15 protein-coding genes are annotated in these 18,239 nt (G+C 62.2%); 1 reads left to right on the top strand and 14 read right to left on the bottom strand.

Translation table 11 applies throughout. The annotated features are described in order from the left end of the window. Positions 1 to 158 precede the first annotated feature (158 nt). On the bottom strand, positions 159 to 2,048 hold the full coding sequence (locus tag Q2K57_RS13410) for a bifunctional diguanylate cyclase/phosphodiesterase (RefSeq protein ID WP_112053213.1): 1,890 nt from the start codon (positions 2,046 to 2,048) through the stop codon (positions 159 to 161). A 382-nt stretch (positions 2,049 to 2,430) separates the two neighbouring features. On the opposite strand from Q2K57_RS13410, the gene Q2K57_RS13405 reads away from it, so the two are divergent. Continuing rightward, positions 2,431 to 3,225 carry a 2OG-Fe dioxygenase family protein gene (locus Q2K57_RS13405; RefSeq protein WP_112053214.1) on the top strand — a complete coding sequence of 265 codons (795 nt, stop codon included), beginning with the start codon at positions 2,431 to 2,433 and terminating at the stop codon, positions 3,223 to 3,225. Positions 3,226 to 3,471: 246 nt separating this feature from the next. Here the strand turns inward: Q2K57_RS13405 and Q2K57_RS13400 are convergent, their stop codons facing one another. The 13 genes from Q2K57_RS13400 to Q2K57_RS13340 all read right to left on the bottom strand — a co-directional run bounded on the left by Q2K57_RS13400 (position 3,472) and on the right by Q2K57_RS13340 (position 18,021). Next, positions 3,472 to 4,053, bottom strand: coding sequence for a YceI family protein (locus Q2K57_RS13400; protein WP_112053215.1), 582 nt, complete (start codon positions 4,051 to 4,053; stop codon positions 3,472 to 3,474). 90 nt (positions 4,054 to 4,143) lie between these two features. After that, complete coding sequence (locus Q2K57_RS13395) at positions 4,144 to 4,698, bottom strand: cytochrome b (protein ID WP_304525368.1); 555 nt, start codon at positions 4,696 to 4,698, stop codon at positions 4,144 to 4,146. A gap of 227 nt (positions 4,699 to 4,925) precedes the next feature. Then, positions 4,926 to 6,131, bottom strand: coding sequence for an O-succinylhomoserine sulfhydrylase (locus tag Q2K57_RS13390; RefSeq protein WP_304525367.1), 1,206 nt, complete (start codon positions 6,129 to 6,131; stop codon positions 4,926 to 4,928). An 11-nt stretch (positions 6,132 to 6,142) separates the two neighbouring features. After that, complete coding sequence (purF, locus tag Q2K57_RS13385) at positions 6,143 to 7,672, bottom strand: amidophosphoribosyltransferase (protein WP_112053218.1); 1,530 nt, start codon at positions 7,670 to 7,672, stop codon at positions 6,143 to 6,145. A gap of 64 nt (positions 7,673 to 7,736) precedes the next feature. Then, entirely contained in the window at positions 7,737 to 8,324 is a 588-nt protein-coding gene (locus Q2K57_RS13380; protein WP_112053219.1) for a CvpA family protein, read from the bottom strand. Further along, positions 8,321 to 9,022, bottom strand: coding sequence for an SPOR domain-containing protein (locus Q2K57_RS13375; RefSeq protein WP_304525366.1), 702 nt, complete (start codon positions 9,020 to 9,022; stop codon positions 8,321 to 8,323). Before Q2K57_RS13375 ends, Q2K57_RS13380 begins: the two co-directional genes overlap by 4 nt. 42 nt (positions 9,023 to 9,064) lie before the next feature. After that, positions 9,065 to 10,432, bottom strand: a complete 1,368-nt coding sequence (gene folC, locus Q2K57_RS13370; protein ID WP_304525365.1) for a bifunctional tetrahydrofolate synthase/dihydrofolate synthase — start codon at positions 10,430 to 10,432, stop codon at positions 9,065 to 9,067. A gap of 11 nt (positions 10,433 to 10,443) precedes the next feature. Next, a complete protein-coding gene (gene accD, locus Q2K57_RS13365; protein WP_304525364.1) occupies positions 10,444 to 11,394 on the bottom strand; it encodes an acetyl-CoA carboxylase, carboxyltransferase subunit beta in 951 nt (316 codons plus the stop codon). Positions 11,395 to 11,479: 85 nt separating this feature from the next. After that, a complete protein-coding gene (gene trpA, locus Q2K57_RS13360) occupies positions 11,480 to 12,283 on the bottom strand; it encodes a tryptophan synthase subunit alpha (protein WP_304525363.1) in 804 nt (267 codons plus the stop codon). 26 nt (positions 12,284 to 12,309) lie between these two features. Beyond that, on the bottom strand, positions 12,310 to 13,497 hold the full coding sequence (gene trpB / locus Q2K57_RS13355) for a tryptophan synthase subunit beta (RefSeq protein WP_304526702.1): 1,188 nt from the start codon (positions 13,495 to 13,497) through the stop codon (positions 12,310 to 12,312). 45 nt (positions 13,498 to 13,542) lie between these two features. Next, entirely contained in the window at positions 13,543 to 14,175 is a 633-nt protein-coding gene (locus tag Q2K57_RS13350; protein ID WP_304525362.1) for a phosphoribosylanthranilate isomerase, read from the bottom strand. Positions 14,176 to 14,267: 92 nt separating this feature from the next. Then, a complete protein-coding gene (gene truA, locus Q2K57_RS13345) occupies positions 14,268 to 15,212 on the bottom strand; it encodes a tRNA pseudouridine(38-40) synthase TruA (RefSeq protein WP_112053225.1) in 945 nt (314 codons plus the stop codon). A gap of 7 nt (positions 15,213 to 15,219) precedes the next feature. Then, positions 15,220 to 18,021 carry a FimV/HubP family polar landmark protein gene (locus Q2K57_RS13340; protein WP_304525361.1) on the bottom strand — a complete coding sequence of 934 codons (2,802 nt, stop codon included), beginning with the start codon at positions 18,019 to 18,021 and terminating at the stop codon, positions 15,220 to 15,222. Positions 18,022 to 18,239 lie beyond the last annotated feature (218 nt).

Raw genomic sequence — 18,239 nt, 5'->3', positions numbered from 1 at the left:
GGTCTGGCGCCATAACCGACGCCCCAAGGATTCGCTCACTGCATCCGATACGGGCACATTGCCTCCAGGCGACTATGCAAAGGGGCGACATTGTACGCCCCACGACGCCATTGCGCAGGCCCGAAAACCGGGATAGTCATGCAAAATCAGTGGCTGAATCAGTGGCTCGGCAGTTGGCCACGGACCGCCATCAACGAGCTCTGCAGGCGACCAATATCGTCGGCGCTCATCGGCTTGAAGTAGTAAAACCCCTGCACCAGGTCACAGCCAAACTCGCGAACCAGCTCAAGCTGCTCCTCGTTCTCGACGCCCTCGGCGACCACTTCCAGGCCAAGCTGGTGGCCGATGAAGACCATCGCCGCCATGATGGCGCGATCGCTTGGCTCATCCGGGGCATCCCGCAAAAAACCACGGTCGATCTTCAACGACGTGATCGGAAACTGCTTGAGATAGCTCAGTGACGAATAGCCAGTGCCAAAGTCGTCGATGGCGATTTTCATGCCGCGATGGTAGAGCCGGCGCAGCGTAGTGAGGATGTGCTGATCAGCCCGTATCAAGACGTTCTCGGTCAGCTCGATGCCGATATCCCGAGTCGTCAGGCCAAACTGGTCCATGCAGCTTTCGAGGTAAGCGAAGACATCATGCTGGATCACTTGTTTGCCGGAAAGGTTGATGTCGATACGACAGTCCCCCAGGCCCGACGCCTTCCACTCGGCCTGCTGACGACAGGCCTCATGGATGACCCACTCGCCAATGCGATAGATCAGATTCGAGCGCTCGGCCACCGGGATAAACTCTGACGGCGGAATGCTGCCACCTTCGCAGGGGAACCATCGGACCAGGGCTTCCAGGTTCTCCACCCGACCACTGGTGGCAGCCACTTGCGGCTGATAATACAGCTCCAGCTCACCATCACGCAGCGCTCGCTGCAGACGCTCGACCAAACGGTACTCATGAATCAGCTCATCATGCAGACGCTGATCGAAGAGCCAGTAGGCCTGCCCGGTGGCAAGCTTTGCCCGGTTCTTGGCCACATCGGCATTCTGGATCAATTCGCGTGCACTACGCCCATTATCCGGATAGAGGCTGACCCCGAACTTAAGGCTGACATGCAACTCGCCAAGCCCGATATCGAAGGGTTCCTCGAAGGCTGAGAGCACCTTTTCGACCAACGGCATCGCGTTGCTGCCGGCCTCGAGATGCGGGAAGGCCATTACGAATTCATCGCCACCAAACCTGGACAGTAGATCAGAGCTTCGCTGGCAGCTACGCAAGCGATGAGCAACCTCAACCAGCAGGCGGTCGCCGAGCTCGTATCCCTCGGCATCGTTGATCTCGCCAAAGCCTTGTATATCGGCGAACACCACGGCGACCACTTCTCCCAGCCGCCCGGCATTGGCCAGACACTCATTGAGCTGGGTCGCAAACGTCCCGCGATTGGGCAGCATGGTCAGGGAGTCGAACCGAGTGACAAAGTCCAGGTCTCGCCGAGCCTGTTTCTGGTCGGAGAGGTCGACATCGATGCAGAACATCAGCGGTTCTTCGGTATGCTCGCCAAGCATGACATGGTGGGAGAATACCGACACCGGCTCGCCGAACTTGCGCTTGAGTTCGAGTTCAGTGGCCGGAATCTCGATGCCCTCCTGCACCCAGGCACGATGGGCATCGATGACCCCGTAACGCATCTCGCTAGGAATGATCAGGTCTTCGAGCAGCTGGCCCTGTGCCTCATGACGCGTATAGCCATAGAGCTCGGTACTGGCCGAGTTCCAGTAGATGACGCGCCGATCGCGATCGTAACCCTGCACGGCCACCTTGGGCAGGCTTTCCAGCAGGGCCCGAAAGCGCTGCTCGCTTTCGGAATAGTGGCGCTGAACCCTCTCGAGATCGCCAGCCCCCGATGTGACCGCCGCTTCATCGCGCAGGATTCGCTTCAGGCAGAAGTAAAGCGCCAGGCACAGTAGCACTATACCGGCGATCTGGAGAAAGTGCGGATTATCGAGGGTGGCGCAAATCAAGACCGCCACGGCGATCAGACCAGAAAACATCAGCGTTCTGGTATACCGCCATGTGGCTAGCCGATTGAAAACGCTAGATATGTGCCGAAAGGCAAAAGGCAAGTACACGTCTCCCAGATCATCGTAGGGCACCGCCGGCAACTTCGCTCAAGACTATCCTCTCGGCGAAGTGTGGCAATACTCACACCCCAATAACTTACTGTGATCCTTCATGATGCCTTCCATGCTGAAGGGCTACACGCCATGCGTCTCCCATCCTAGCTTAAATACGAGCTGATCGTATCGTGGCTGTGAGAAATTTACACGTTTGATTGGCTTTCTTGACCAACTATCTCAAACCTTGAGGGGTTGCCTTTGTAGCAGCTTTTCCTGCTGCCAGTACTGGCAGCATAACCCCAAGAGGTATGAGACCATGAAAAACGAAAGCCTGAAACACGGTTACGACCTGTCTGCTGTCGCCCAGCCAATCCTCCCGGCTTACTGGGAGCCTAGCGTCTTTCAGGAACTGTCTCGCCAAGGCTGGAGCCTGGCCGACATCTCGTCGCACATCGATCTGGATGCCTGGGCAAGCTTCCTGCCCACTCTCCCCAGGGACCCCTATGTGAACCGCCGCTGGAAGCGCATGTCCTGGCTGAACATCACCGAAGACGGCGAGGTGGACGTCATGGGCGACTGCCCCATGGCGCAGGGCGGTGCCTTCAACGATGCGGAAAGCATGGCCGACAAGCTTCGCTACTACCCGGCCCTGGAAGAGCGCTTCACGGAACGTCAGGACGTCAAGGCCTTCGTCAAGGCCTGGGCCAAGCTGTGGGGGATCGGCCCACGTGAGCCGATCCTCATGCAAATTACCGGCAGCCGTGGCAAGGGCATGGTCGACCCACTGCAAGGGCAGGGGATTCATGCCGACGGCTGCAAGTTCCTGAGCATCCTGGTCATCAATCGCGACAATGTCGATGGCGCTACCAATCGCCTGTATGCCGACAAGGCCGGCCAGCAGCCGTTGCTGGAGCACGTCACCGACCCCGGACAGGTATTGCACCTGTATGATGACCGGCTCTTCCACAGTGTCGATGCCATGACCCAGCGGGATCAGAGCCGTCCCTTCGAGCGCTTTATCATCATCATCAATTGTCGCTTCGTGGACGGATTCCAGAACCGCATGCTCCGTCGTCACTTCCCCGATGCCGTGCTAAACAACGTCTTCTAACACAGTCCAATCACCCTAGGAGAAACCACAGACAACAGGGGCAACATGACTGACTATCCCGAAAGCAGCGAACGGAACTCGCGAACCGGCCAACTTCGTTGGCCGGTTTTTTTATCTCACCTCAGGCTGCACTTTCCACAGACCTTTCCCACAGAACTGTTGCCATCAAACTTGTCCGTTGCGGCATAAAAAAAGCACCACCGGTCGCCCGGCAGTGCCCTGGTCATCACCTGTACGAGGCGCGTCTTACTGACGAATGCCTTCAAAGGTCACATAGAGCTCAAGCTCTTGCATCGGCGCCGGCATGCTGCTCATGTCGATGTCAAAGTCGGCAAGCGTCAGGGTAGTGCTGCCCTCGAAGCCTTGGCGATAGTTGCCCCACGGATCTTCACCACCGCCGATGTGCTCGACGTTCATCTCGATTTCCTGCGTCTTGCCATGCAGGCTCAGCTCGCCTGTCAGCACACCCTCACCTTCGCCGGTCGACTCGAAACCGGTAGATGTAAAGGTGGCCGTCGGATATTCCCCGGCATTGAGGAAATCTTCACTGAGAATATGCTTATCACGCTCGGCCTGGTTGGTGTTCAGGCTTTCGACATCAACCTCCATGGACACTGAGGACGCTGCCAGGTTCTCGGGATCGTAGCTGAAGTCGCCACTGAACTCCTCGAAAGAACCCAGAATGTAGGAGAAGCCCAAGTGACTGATCTTGAACTGTACGAAGGCATGCTGCCCTTCGGTATCGATCATGTAATCAGCGGCCTGAGCCTGGCTCACGGGCACCAGAGCGGCAGCGGTCAGGGCGGCTAGTGCTGTCTTCTTCAACATCATCTTGCTCCTTCTTGGATGAAAGCTTGTCTGGGCACCGACTTGGCGGCGCCCGGCATTGGAAGACTGATGCAACGCATCAAAACACCGTCACGGCTTGCGCGAGATACGCGGGTTAACCATGCGAACCAGAACGTCATGGCGGTCAATAACGTGATGCTTGAATGCGGCCAGCATGTGAACGATAGCGAGACCGATCAGGGCCAGAGCGAGATACCAGTGGACAGTTCCGGCAAGCGTTGCCTGGCGAGGCAGGTCGCTGACAATGGCCGGCACCTCAAACCAATCGAATACGCTGATGCCGCGCCCATCGGCAGTAGAAATAAGGTAGCCGCTGACGAGAACGGCCACCAGCAGCACATAGAGCCCCAGATGGCCAAGCTCGGCGGCAAGCCGCTCGAACCTTGCTCCGGGCAATGCCGGCGATGTGCTTGCGGTTCGCCAGGTCAGGCGTAAAAGCGTCGCAGCGAACAGCAGCATGCCGATCGAACGATGCCACCAGGGAGCCAGGTTATACCAGCTGTCGTAGTAGCCTAGATCGGTCATCCACCACCCGAGGGCGAAGAGTCCGACGATCGCGACAGCACTGACCCAGTGCAGCACAATGCTGACGATGCCCCACCCTCGGCGAGTATTACGCCACATTCCCCTGCCCTCCTGGCCTTGGTAATGGGTGCCACCGCAGTGGAGCTGCCGCTACGTGAAGAGTTGACTGTATATCAGTTCCTGATCATACCTATCGGGCCCGCGTGGAACAGCGCAAAAATATGAACGTTTCATGTACTTTACGCCAACGATGGCCGTGGCCTGCCCCAGACACAGCAACGCCCCGACAAGCGGGGCGCCATTCATGGACATGAGCCGGATAAACGTCAGCTCATCAGCGCATCGAGCCCACGGGCCAGATCGCCCTTGATGTCCTCGATATCCTCAAGGCCCACCGAGACTCGGACAAGCCCTTCGGCGATGCCGGCAGCGAGCTTCTGCTCATCGGAGAGACGGCCATGAGTCGTCGTGGCGGGATGGCCAATGGTGGATTTCACGTCCCCCAGGTTGCCAGTAATCGACAGGATGCGGGTCGCATCGATGACCGACCAGGCCGCCTCGCGGCCACCCTCGACTTCGAAGCCCAGCACCCCGCCGAAACCGCGCTGCTGATCGGCGGCCAGCCGATGCTGCGGGTGGGTCTCAAGGCCGCTGTAATGAACCTTGCTCACCGCCGGATGTGCGTCAAGGAAATGCGCCAGCGCCAGCGCATTGTCACAGTGGGCGCGCATGCGAAGGCTCAGCGTCTCCAGGCCCTTGAGGAACACCCAGGCGTTGAAGGGGCTCATGCAGGGCCCGCAGGTCCGCACCACTCCGTAGAGCGCTTCGAGTTCCTTGTCACGACCGACCACCGCACCGCCCAGCGCACGGCCCTGGCCGTCCAGATACTTGGTGGCCGAGTGGATCACCAGATCGGCGCCCAGCGCTAGCGGGCGCTGCAGCGCCGGCGTCAGGAAGCAGTTATCGATCGCCAGTAACGCGTCATGGCGATGAGCGATCTTGGCGAGGGCCGGGATATCCACCACCTCGGAGAGCGGATTCGACGGCGTCTCCGCGAACAGAAGCCTGGTCCGCGGGGTCATCGCCGCTTCCCAGGCCTCCAGATTCGACAGCTCCACGTAGTGGGTAACGATGCCAAACTTGGCGAGGTACTTGTCGAACAGGCTGACCGTGGAGCCGAACAGCGAGCGCGACGCGACGATCTCGTCGCCGGCCTCTAAAAGCCCCAGCACCGTGGACAGAATGGCGGCCATGCCCGAGCTGGTCGCGACACAGCGCTCGCCGCCTTCCATGGCCGCCAAGCGCTTCTCGAAGGTGCGCACCGTGGGATTGGTGAAACGCGAATAGATGTTGCCCGGTTCTTCCCCGCCGAACTTGCGCGCCGCCTCGGCGGCACTGCCATAGACGAAGCTCGACGTCGGGAAGATCGGCTCACCGTGCTCCTGTTCCGCGGTGCGGGCATGGCCAGCGCGGATCGCCTGGGTATCGAGCGCCCAGTCATGCCAGGCCTCAAAGCCGCTTTCGTCGTTCATGCCGTCTCCCTTCAAGCGAATTCGTCGTCCTGATCATCGTCCTGATTGTGCATGCCGACCAGGGCATGGTCACCGGCGCTATGATCCTTGGCGGAGTCGTTACGCGAGGCTTGCAGGTTGTTCAGGTAGGCCTCATCGATATCGCCGGTGATGTAGCGGCCATCGAAGACCGAGCAGTCGAAATCTTCCAGCGCCGGATTGACGTCACGACAGGCCGTCTTCAGGTCTTCGAGATCCTGATAGATCATGCGATCGGCACCGATCAGGTCGCCCACCTCAGCCTCGGTGCGACCATGAGCAATCAGCTCTTCGGCCGACGGCATGTCGATGCCATAGACGTTCGGGTAACGCACGGGCGGTGCGGCGGAAGCAAAGTAGACCTTGTTGGCGCCGGCCTCGCGGGCCATCTGGATGATCTCGTTGCAGGTGGTGCCACGCACGATGGAATCATCCACCAGCAGCACGTTCTTGCCCTTGAACTCGACGTCGATGGCATTGAGCTTCTGACGCACCGATTTCTTGCGCATCGTCTGCCCCGGCATGATGAAGGTCCGCCCGATATAGCGGTTCTTCATGAAGCCTTCACGGTAGGTCACCCCAAGATGCTGGGCGAGTTCCAGCGCCGAGGTCCGCGAGGTATCGGGAATCGGGATCACCACGTCGATGTCGTAGTCCGGCCACTCCTGACGGATGCGATCGCCCAGCTTACGGCCCATCTGCATGCGTGTGCCGTAAACATAAGCACCGTCGAGGATGGAATCCGGACGCGCCAGATAGACATGCTCGAAGATGCAGGGGGCAAGTATGGGATTGTCGGCACAGGACTGGGTATGAATATTGCCATCGAGGTCGACGAAGATCGCCTCGCCCGGGGCCAGGTCGCGGTGCAGTTCAAAGCCGCCCACGTCCAGCGCCACCGACTCCGAGGCGATCATCACCTCCTGGCGCCCTTCTTCCTGACGGGTGCCGAAGACCACCGGACGAATGCCGTGAGGGTCACGGAAAGCAACCATGCCATAGCCGTTGATGATGGCCACGGCCGCATAGCCACCGATGCAGCGACGATGCACCCGACGAACGGCGTCGAAAATGTCCTCCGGGCCCATGCTCAGACCCTGCTTGCCGAGCTCATGGGCGAAGACGTTGAGCAGCACCTCGGAGTCGGAGCTGGTATTGATGTGACGCAGGTCGCTTGAGAACAGCTCCTGCTTGAGCTGGTCGGAGTTGGTCAGGTTGCCGTTATGGGCAAGCGAAATGCCGTAGGGCGAGTTGACGTAGAACGGCTGTGACTCCGCTTCGCTGGAGGACCCGGCAGTCGGATAGCGTACATGGCCGATCCCCAGGTTGCCCTTGAGGCGGCGCATATGGCGGGTGTGGAAGACATCACGCACCAGGCCATTACTCTTGCGCAGCAGGAAGCGTCCCTCGTGCCAGGTCATCATCCCGGCGGCGTCCTGTCCGCGATGCTGAAGGACCGTCAGGGCGTCATACAACGCCTGGTTCACCGCCTGATTGGCCATTAGGCCTACGATACCGCACATTCCGGCTTACCTCGCTTGCAATGGTGCTTCGACGCCGAACGGGCCGACGCCATGAAAAAACGGTTCAGGGTGCGCCATCCTCGCGCGCAGGAGCGGTGTCGCTCGCCGGGGCGTCCTGCCCCAGAATGTCTGGCAGAGAGAGTGAGCGCAGCTGCTCGGCACGCGCTGGATCCTGGCGTTCCCAGGCCGCAACGCGATCGAGCGTCCAGGCTTCGAGACGCTCGAAGGTAGGCCGAACCTCGGCATTCTGCCAGGCGCTGAGCTGCTCGAGCGGCGTAAAACCAATCAGCAGCGTGGCCAGCACCAGGATCACTCCGCCCTTCAGGGTGCCGAACACGGCACCGGCAATCCGGTTAAAAAAGCCCATGCCGACCCACTCGACGGCGGCATGCAGAAGGCGGATGACGATGCCGCCAAGCATGATGACCACGAAGGTCACCAACACGAAGGCCAGCACCAGACGGCCATCGGGGCTGTCGATCAACCCGGACAGCATGTCCGCCACTGGCTCGGCGAAGAAGCGTGCCGCCAGCAGGGCCAGCACCCAGGTAGCGAGACCCAGGCCTTCCTGGACCAGACCACGCATGAAGCCGGCCAGCATGGTAACGGCCAGCACCCCCACAAAGATCCAGTCGATCCACGTCAGCGTCATGGTGACATCCTCACCACCAGACCCTGCAGATTGGCCTTGGCCTTGAGCTCGCTGCGCGCACGCTCGCCATCCTCGGCGCTAGCATAGGGGCCAACATAAACAGCGGTCAGGTCATTGCCCCGTGGGCGACTAAAGACGTTGAAGCCCTGGGTCTCAAGCTTTTTCGCCAGGCGCTCGGCGTTGCCTGGCTCACCAAAGCTGCCGGCCTGCACCGACCAATCGCCGGAGGCAGCACGCTTGGCTTCCGCCGCCCGAGCAAGCTCAGCGATGGGGTCTGCTGACTGTTCTGCCCCAGCGGTGTCGGCCTGATTCTGAGGTGCAGCGGCCTCAGAGGCAGATGTCGACTCTCGGGAGGCGACGGTCGTCGCCCCTGCTGAGTCGGATGCGGCGTCTTCTGAGACGGCTGAAGACTCTTGTGAGGCCTCAGGGTCGTCGTTGCCACTTATCATGCTCGACTGAGCTGGGGCCGAGGCATTCTGCTGACCCTCCACATCGCGGGATGTCTCATCGAGCCGATTCGGCGGCTGCGGGTCATCGACCTCCACGCGCTCGACGTCCAGCGGCGCCTCGATGCTGAGCATCGGCTGGGGTCGCTCATCTCGTGATACCGGGTCGTCGAAGAGCATCGGCAGAAAGATCACTGCCAAGGCTAGCAGGATGATCGCCCCACTCACTCGTTCACGCATTCCGTACTTCATTCACCCCTCCCCGGCTCGCCTTCCTGGCGCGCCACTTATCTGCTACGCCTGCAGCGAAGGATCGTCCGCTGACGATTCCCAGCGCGCCAGCACCTCCGCCACGGTAAAGAAGGACCCACACACCAGCACTTCATCTTCAGCCTCGAGGTGCGCTTCGAGCCAGGACGCCCCGGCGGCCGGCGAGTCGGCAAGCGACATCACCTTACCGCCTCGGGAGCGAATCAGATCGGCCAGATCGCCGGCAGACCGGGCCCTGTCGCCGCCAAGGCTGGCCGGCACCCAGGCATCAACGACCTCGGCCAATGCCGTCACCACACCGTCGGCGTCCTTGTCAGCGAGCATGCCCAGCAGCGCGACGCGACGCCCGGCACAGGGCCGCTGCGACAGCCGGTCGGCGAGATAGGCGGCGGCATGAGGATTATGTCCCACATCCAGGCACCAGTTGCCTCGCCACTGCATGCGCCCGGCGAGCACCACCTCACGGAAGGCACGGCGACAGGCCTCAGCCTCGAGGGTCACACCGGCGAGTGCCAGCGCCTGCAGCGCAGAGGCCGCATTGTCCAGCGGCAATCCGGGATCAGGCAGCGCCGTGAGAGCAAGGCCTTCGCCCTGGGCGTCATGGCCCTGCCAGCACCAGCCCTCGGCGGCAGCGCTCTGGGTGAACTCTCGTGCCAGGCAGTGCACCTGTGAACCCAGCCGGGCCGCCGTGTCGTGGACGCTTGCCGGCAGCGATGCACTACCCAGCACCGCCGGGCGCCCGGCCCGCAGGATACCGGCCTTCTCGCGACCGATGCCCTCGAGGTCGGTACCTAGAAATGCGGCATGATCCTGGGCCACGGTGGTGACCACCCCGACATCGGCATCGATGACGTTGACGGCATCCAGCCGGCCGCCCAGCCCCACCTCCAGAATGGCGAGATCCGGATGGCGCTGGCCAATCGCCCAGAGCCCGGCCAGGGTTCCGGCCTCGAAATAGGTCAGGCTGACCGGCTCATCCTCGAGGCGCGCTGCCTCGACTCGGGCGAAGCCCTCGATCAGGGTCGCGTCGCTGGCCTCCTCGCCGTCAAGGCGCAGACGCTCGTTGTAGCGCAGCAGATGAGGCGAGGTGTAGGTAGCGGTAGTAAGCCCGTGGGCGCGAGCCAGGGCGTCGAGCATGGCGACCGTCGAGCCCTTGCCGTTGGTTCCGGCCACGGTGATGATCTTGTCCGCGACACGGGCTTCTACACGGGCGTCTACACGCTCTGCCGCACCGGTTTGGGAAAGCCCCAGACGCGCGGCGACCTTGGCCACGCGTTCGAGGCCAAGGTCGATGCTGACCGGATGCTGCTGCTCGAGGCGCTCGAGCCAGCCCTCAAGGCTTGAGGGCTGGCGGTCACTGACCCGCGAAGATGGCGGTTGAACTGCGCTCATGACGGCTGGTGTCAGGCCTCGCGGTTAACGTCTTCGGTCTCTGGCTCGGCCAGGTCTTCGGCCTCATCAAGCAGATCCGGCTCTTCGCTCTCCGGCAGGCCGGAGGCTGGCTGGTGGGTCAGCTTGCGCAGCACGCCGCCTAATCGATCCCGCATTTCCTGGCGATGCACGATCATGTCGACAGTGCCATGCTCGAGCAGGAACTCGCTGCGCTGGAAGCCTTCCGGCAGCTTCTCGCGGACCGTCTGCTCGATCACCCGCGGACCGGCGAAACCGATCAGGGCATTGGGCTCGGCGACGTTGAGATCACCAAGCATCGCAAGCGAGGCCGAGACACCGCCGTAGACCGGATCGGTGAGCACCGAAATATAGGGAATACCGGCCTGCTTGAGCTTCTCGAGGGCCGCCGAGGTCTTGGCCATCTGCATCAGCGAGAACAGGGCTTCCTGCATGCGCGCGCCACCGGACGCGGCGAAGCACACCAGCGGAACCCCCTCCTCGAGAGAACGCGTCGCGGCCTGTACGAACTTCTCGCCGACCACGGCCCCCATGGAACCGCCCATGAAGCTGAACTCGAAGGCCACGGCCACCAGCGGCATGCCATCCAACTGGCCGCGCATAGCGATCAGGGCATCGTTCTCGCTGGTATTCTTCTGGGCCGCGCCGAGGCGATCCTTGTACTTCTTCGAATCACGAAACTTGAGACGATCCACCGGCTGCAGATCGGCCGCAATCTCTTCGCGGCCGTCCTGATCGAGGAACCAGTCGAGACGCTTGCGCGCGGTCAAGCGCAGATGATGGTCGCACTTGGGACAGACGCTCTGGTGCTTTTCCAGCTCGGGGAGGTACAACACCCCTTCGCACTTGGGGCACTTGCGCCACAGGCCATCCGGCACGCTAGCGCGACGGTCCTTGCGCTGAATGCGCCCCATGGAGGGCACGATCTTGTCTAGCCAGCTCATATCAGAAGGTTTCCATCATGCGGGGCCCGGCGCGACCGGGCCGATGTTGATTCAAATGTCGCAGCGCGTCATGCGCTCATCGGCGTCAGGCGTCCAGCGCCTGACGCATCTCGCCAAGAATATCCTTGAGACGCGGCGCGATGGCCGCCGGATCGTCGACGCAGGCAGCGATCTGTCCGACCAGCACACTGCCGACGATGACACCCTCGGCGACCTTGCCCACGGCTGCTGCTGTCGCGCCGTCGCGAATCCCGAAGCCGACGCACAGCGGCAGGTCAGAGAGCTTGCGCAGCGGCGCCAGGTGCGCGTCGATTTCGTCGACGTTCAGCGTCGCGGCACCGGTCACGCCCTTGAGCGAGACATAATACAGATAGCCTTCGCCATGGGCGCTGATTGTACCGGCGCGAGCATCCGAGGTGGTAGGGGCCACCAGGAAGATCGATTGCAGACCGCGCGCCTTGAGCACGGGGCCGAATTCATCCGCCTCTTCGGGCGGCATGTCGACGGTCAGCACGCCATCAACGCCGGCATCGCTCGCCTGGTCGGCGAAGGCCTCGTAACCCATGCGCTCGATGGGGTTCAGATAGCCCATCAGCACCACCGGGGTGTCGGAGTCCTGTTCGCGGAACTCACGCACCATGGCAAACAAATGGGTGAGACGGGTGCCGTGCTTGAGTGCTCGTTCGCAAGCCTTCTGGATTACCGGGCCATCGGCCATCGGGTCGGAAAACGGCACCCCCAGCTCGATAATATCCGCGCCGGCCTCGACCAGTGCATGCATGAAGCCCACGGTGTACTGTGGCGCGGGATCACCGGCGGTGAGGTAGGGAATCAGGGCCGTGCGGCCCTGCGCCTTGAGCGTGGCGAAGCGTTGGTCGATTCGGTTCATACCCTTGTCCTGGTCGCGGTCCACGATTAAATCTCGATGCCATCAAGCTTGGCGACGGTGAGAATATCCTTGTCACCGCGCCCCGAGAGATTGATGACGATATGCTGGTCGGGCCGCATGGTCGGGGCCAGTACCTTGGCATAGGCCAGCGCGTGGGCCGACTCGAGGGCGGGCATGATGCCCTCGACATGAGTAAGCTCGCGGAATGCCTCGAGCACCTCCTTGTCGTTGGCGGCCACATAGTTGACGCGGCCGACATCCTTCCACAGCGCATGCTCAGGCCCCACGCCCGGATAGTCGAGACCAGCCGAAATGGAGTGAGTCTCGGACACCTGGCCGCCTTCGTCGGACATCAGGTAGGTGCGGTTGCCGTGCAGCACGCCCCTTGGGGCATTGCCGGTCAGCGGCGCCGCGTGGCGACCGGTCTCGACGCCGTCACCGCCAGCCTCGACGCCGTACATGACGACGTCCTCGTCCTCAACGAAAGGATAGAACAGGCCGAGCGCATTGGAGCCACCGCCAACGCAGGCGATCAGTGCATCCGGCAGGCGTCCGATCTGCTTGAGAGACTGCTCCCGGGCCTCGCGACCAGCCACAGCGTTGAAGTCGCGCACCAGCATCGGATAGGGGTGAGGGCCGGCGACGGTACCAATGATGTAGAAAGTGTTATCGACGTTGGTCACCCAGTCGCGCAGTGCCTCGTTCATGGCGTCCTTGAGGGTGCGCGAACCAGACTCGACCGGGATCACGGTAGCGCCCAGCAGCTGCATACGATAGACGTTGAGCTTTTGGCGCTGGACGTCTTCGGCGCCCATATAGATGGCGCATTCGAGGCCCAGGCGGGCCGCCACGGTGGCCGTCGCCACGCCGTGCTGGCCGGCACCGGTCTCGGCGATGACCCGTGGCTTACCGCTCTTCTTGGCCAGCAGGGCCTGGCCGATGGTGTTATTCACCTTGTGAGCACCGGTGTGGTTCAGGTCCTCGCGCTTCAGCCAGATCTGCGCACCACCCAGTTCCCTCGACCAGCGCTCGGCATGGTAAAGCGGAGAAGGACGGCCCACGTAGTGGGCCAGATCATGGTCGAATTCGGCCTGGAAATCGGGATCATCGCGAAGAGCCAGATAGGTCTCTTCCAACTCCTCCAGGGCGAAGCTCAACGTTTCCGAGACGAACCGGCCGCCGTAGGCGCCGAAATGGCCTCGTGCATCCGGCATGCGGGTCAGGTCGCTGAACTTGGTCACGAAAGACACCTCACAGGGTCACTGGAACTTGGATGGGTAGGTCGTAAGAACTTGGCGCAGGAAATCGTCGATCTTGGCCGCCGCCTTGATGCCGGGCGATGCTTCAACGCCGCCGGAAACGTCCACGGCAAAGGGGCCAACTGCACGGATGGCCTGCTGTACATTCATCGCGTGCAAACCTCCCGCCAGAATAACAGGTTTTGCCAGGTTTGCGGGGATTCGGGACCAGTCGAAGGTCTCGCCGGTTCCGCCGGGAACACCGGGTTTATAGGCATCCAGCAGCAGCGCCCGAGCCTTGCCATAGGCGCCTGCAGCGGCCTCGAGATCGACCCCTTCCCGCATACGCAGCGCCTTGATGTAGGGCCGCGAAAACCCTTCGCAGACATCAGGTGTCTCGTCGCCGTGGAACTGCAGCAGATCGAGGTGCTCACAGGCCGCCTCGACGAACTGCGCATCCTGATCAACCACGAGGCCGACGCGTGTCACGAAGGCAGGCACCCGAGCACTCAGTTCAGCCAGCCGCGCAAGATCGATGGCGCGTTTGCTGCCCGGCCAGAGCACGAACCCCAGCGCATCGGCTCCGGCAGCAACGGCCGCATCAACGTCTTCCTCTCGGGTAAGACCACAGATTTTTACACGCGTGCGCTGCATGTCAGGCCTCTCGTTGCGGTCGGCGGCGTTTAGGGCAAGCCCTTATCAGGGCGTGGAATCTAGAGCAGCCCACCCCAGGGCGGCCCAATCCTCTAGCGCGGTTTGCCCGCTTCGATAAAGCCCGGTGGCACCGAGGCATGGGTCGGCCGGGAACGGCGGAAATCAACCAGCGGACAGTCCGGCAGCTCCCGCTCGCCGGTCCACTCGCCGAGGAAAGCCAGCAGGTTCGGCCCAAGGGGCTCTCGCGGCAGTTCATAGACGTCATCGTAGACCGAGTCGACGAAGTGCAGGCCGCATCCCGGTGCCGTGGCGCTGCCCTGGGTACGATCCTTGAGGGCGAGCAGCCGCGCCAGGTAGTCCCGCCCCTGCTCGCCGCGACCAACGGCGATCAGCGCGCCGACGATGTTGCGAATCATGTGGTGCAGGAAGGCATTGGCCTGGACATCGACCACCACCAGCGCCCCATGTCGATGCACCTCGATGAAATGCAGGTGGCGCTGGGTGGTCTTGGACTGACAGCCCGCGGCGCGGAAGCTCGAGAAATCATTTTCGCCCACCAACGCCTGGGCCGCTTCATGCATGGCAGGCACATCCAGCGGATCACGACACCAGGTGGCATTGGCGCGTTCCAGTACCGGGCGACTGGGCTGATTGAGAATGACGTAACGGTAGCGCCTGCCAAGCGCCAGGAAGCGGGCGTGAAAATCGTCCGGTACCGCTTTGATCCAGTGCACGGCGATATCACGCGGCAGGTTGGCATTGGTACCAAATACCCAGGCCTTCTCGGAGCGCGGCGCCGGGGCATCGAAATGCACAATCTGACGGGTCGCATGAACGCCACTGTCAGTTCGACCGCTGCAGTGAACGGTGACCGGCGTATTGGCCACACGGGCCATCGCTTTTTCGAGCGCCCCCTGCACCGAGGGGGCCTGCTTCAGGCGCTGCCAGCCACAGTAGCGGCTGCCGTCATACTCGACCCCCATGGCCATTCGGCCAGTCAGGGGATGCTTTTCATCAAGGGACTCGAAAAGGGGCATCGGCTCATCATAGGTTGTGCTGGGCGATCAGGCGGCTTGCCTGTTCCCGGGTCTCACCATCCCCTTCTTCCAGTGCCCGAGCGAGCAGACCTTGTGCCTGGTCATGGTCACCCTGCTTGAGGAGCGCCTCGGCATCGCCGACCAGCGCCCGAGCTTCCGGCGGGGAATCGGCAGACTGGCCATTATCCAGATGCAGCGGCTCGAAAGCCACCTCCTCAATGTCCAATTCCTCTTCGTTGACACCATGCGCCGAGCTACGGGAAGGCGTATCGGCCTGCCGCATCAGCGCTGCCAGGTTGCTGCCCGCATCTTCACCTACAGCAGGTGTATCCTCGCCGTCGGAAAGCGTCTCTTCATCGTCGGCAGACACATCGCCCCGGCTCGCAGCAGGCGTTTGCGACTGAGGAAATTCCACACTGGGCTGCATGAGCGTTTCTTCAGGTGCTGCGACATCAGGTTCCAGAGTCGGCGGGCGATAATCAATCACACGGTCGTTCGTCGACTCAGACGGCTCGCTCTCCTCGGTTGATGCCTCCTCGGCATCGCTGACGTCTGCCTGCCTCTCGGGCTGTCTCTCGGGCTGTCTTTCGAATGCTTCCTGCGCACTTTGGTCGCGCCCCTTCTTCTCACTCAGGCTGTCACTCTGGGGCTCGTCAGCAGTAGCTGAGGTAGCGGGATCTGAGTCCGCCTCATCCTGATCGCTGTTCGACGCTTCCTGTAAGGCCTCACTGATCTGCTCCGGCGCCACGTCCATTCCTTCCTGCCAGGACGGTCGGGCATGCCGGCCCTTGCCATCGAAGGCGACCGGGTCACGCTCGATGGGCGGACGGAACGTCGGAGCCGACTCGACCGGCGCCAGACCAATCGACGATGGTGTATCCACATCGCCTGCCGCCGGGGCCTGCTGCTGCATGCCGTCAGCGTAATCAGCACCTGAAGAAGCTTCAGCCGCGGATGGCGTCGGCACGGCCCGCTCACGGGCCAGCAGGCGCTCAAGCTCTGCCTGTCGCGCAGGGTCATTATCCACGGCAAGACGCTCAGCCTGCGCATGGGCCTGCCGCCACTGCCCTTGCTCGACCATGACCTTGACCAGCTTGAGTCGCAGGTCATGGCGGTCGGGCTCGGCGTCGAGCCCCTCTTCAAGCAGCGCCTGGGCCTTCTCGTAACGGCCATAGGCCATAAAGATCTCCGCCTCACTGACGGCCTCGGCCCGAGGCATCACCGCCTCTCTCGCGTCAGGAACTCCTCGTTCAGACGTACTGTCTTCCATGGCCTTGTGAGTCTCGCCCGCTGAAGAAGCCGCGAAAGCCGACACCTCCTCGGTGGCATGGGCCTTGTCGGCCGCCCGACGGCGACGCACTAGCCACCAGAGCACCAGCAACACGAGTACGCCGACGCCCGCCAGCTGACCGTAGAGGGTACGACCCACCTGACCAAGCGCGGCCCACAGCGGCATCAGGTAGCGTTCGACGACGCCCTTTGCAGCCGGCTCGCTTTCGGCTTGGGCAATGCTTTCGGGCTGGGAAATACTTGATGCCTGGCGTTCTGAAAGCGCCGACAGGCTGGCACGCAGACTGGCGACATCTTTGCGCAACGAGGCCAACTCGGCCTGGGCACGATCACGTTCATCGCGGATGGTGGCAAGGGATTGCTGGCTCTGAGAAAGCTGGGCTTCCAGCCGATCGAGACGCTGATCCTGCTCGCTCGTGTCAGACGCGGCGGCCTTAGCCTCGGACTCGATCTGAGCATCCGTCAGCAGGGTCAGGCGTTGTGTACCGGGCTGACCTTCGGGGGAAGCAGCGGCTCGAGGAGCGGACGCTGGCTCGGCCTGAGACGGCGGCTCGCCTGCCTGCCCAAGCGCCGGTGCGCCACCGGTTGCGTCTTGGGCAGGTTCGCCGGCAGCACTATCAGCAGCGTTCGCCGTGCCGCCACTTGCGGCTTGCTCATAGGTCGTCGATGACGTCCTGTTCGGGGCAGGTTCGCCGCGAGCAAAGGCGCTATTCTGAGCCTGCACCTGCTGCCAGGCGTCTTCAGAAGAGCGTGACGCAATCTGCTCCCGAGGTGGTACATCCAGCACGTAGCCTGCCCGCAGGCGATTGATATTACCTCCCGGAAAGGCGTCGGGGTTGGCATCCAGCAGCGCCATCATCATCTGCGATATCGATATATCGGCATCCGGGCGCAGTCGCTTGGCGACGCCCCACAGGGTCTCGCCGACGTTGACGTAGCCGGCCTCTCGCTCGCGGGATGCAACCGACGCCTGAGCAGGTTCTGCTTGGCGCCCGTTATCCTGCTGAGGGCTTTCCACAAGCTGAGGGCTCTCTCCTCGCTGAGGGTTCTCTATCCGCTGAGGGCTATCTACTGGCTGAGGGCTCCCTGCAGAGGGTATCGCCGGCGTGGCCGACTGCGAGCCGAAGCCGGGGGGGTCGAAGAGCAGCGTGACCTGACGCTGCGCGACACCGTCAGGCCCGTTTATGTCCACCAGCAGGTCGAGATAGGGGGTGCGCACCGCTCGCTCCGACTGGACCCGGACGGATAGTCCGCCCGACTGAGGCACGACCGTAAGAGTCAGTGCGTCGACCAGCAGGCTACGCTCGAGGCCGGCACGCCGGTAACCATCGGCATCGGCCAGGCTAACCGTCAGCCCCTGCGCCGATATACCCTGCGTATCCGTCAGCGGAATGATCGCTTCAAGCGGCGCTCCCAGCGCCGAGCCCACTTGTGCCTCCCCCACGCCCAAGGACCAGGCCGAGGGGCTCATGGCGGACAGCGACGTCAACAAGATGACCAGAGAAAACTTGCGGTTCATGGCGGCGATGGGCCTCACAGGGGTCGGAGGCAACGTACTCGCACATTAGATGTTTCAACTAAGAGTGTGAGTCACGACAGCCTAATCATCGAATTTTCATCTTATTCTACCCACACTTTTCGCTAACAGGGAGCGTCGAGTAAGGCAAAACGAGCCGCCATTTCAACGCTGACAATACCATGCAACACCGCCGCCTCAAGACGCGAGGCCGCTCATGG

Origin of the sequence: Halomonas sp. I5-271120, from assembly GCF_030553075.1 — a bacterium.
Classification (GTDB): Bacteria; Pseudomonadota; Gammaproteobacteria; order Pseudomonadales; family Halomonadaceae; genus Onishia; species Onishia taeanensis_A.
This window is presented reverse-complemented; position numbering and strand designations above follow the sequence as displayed.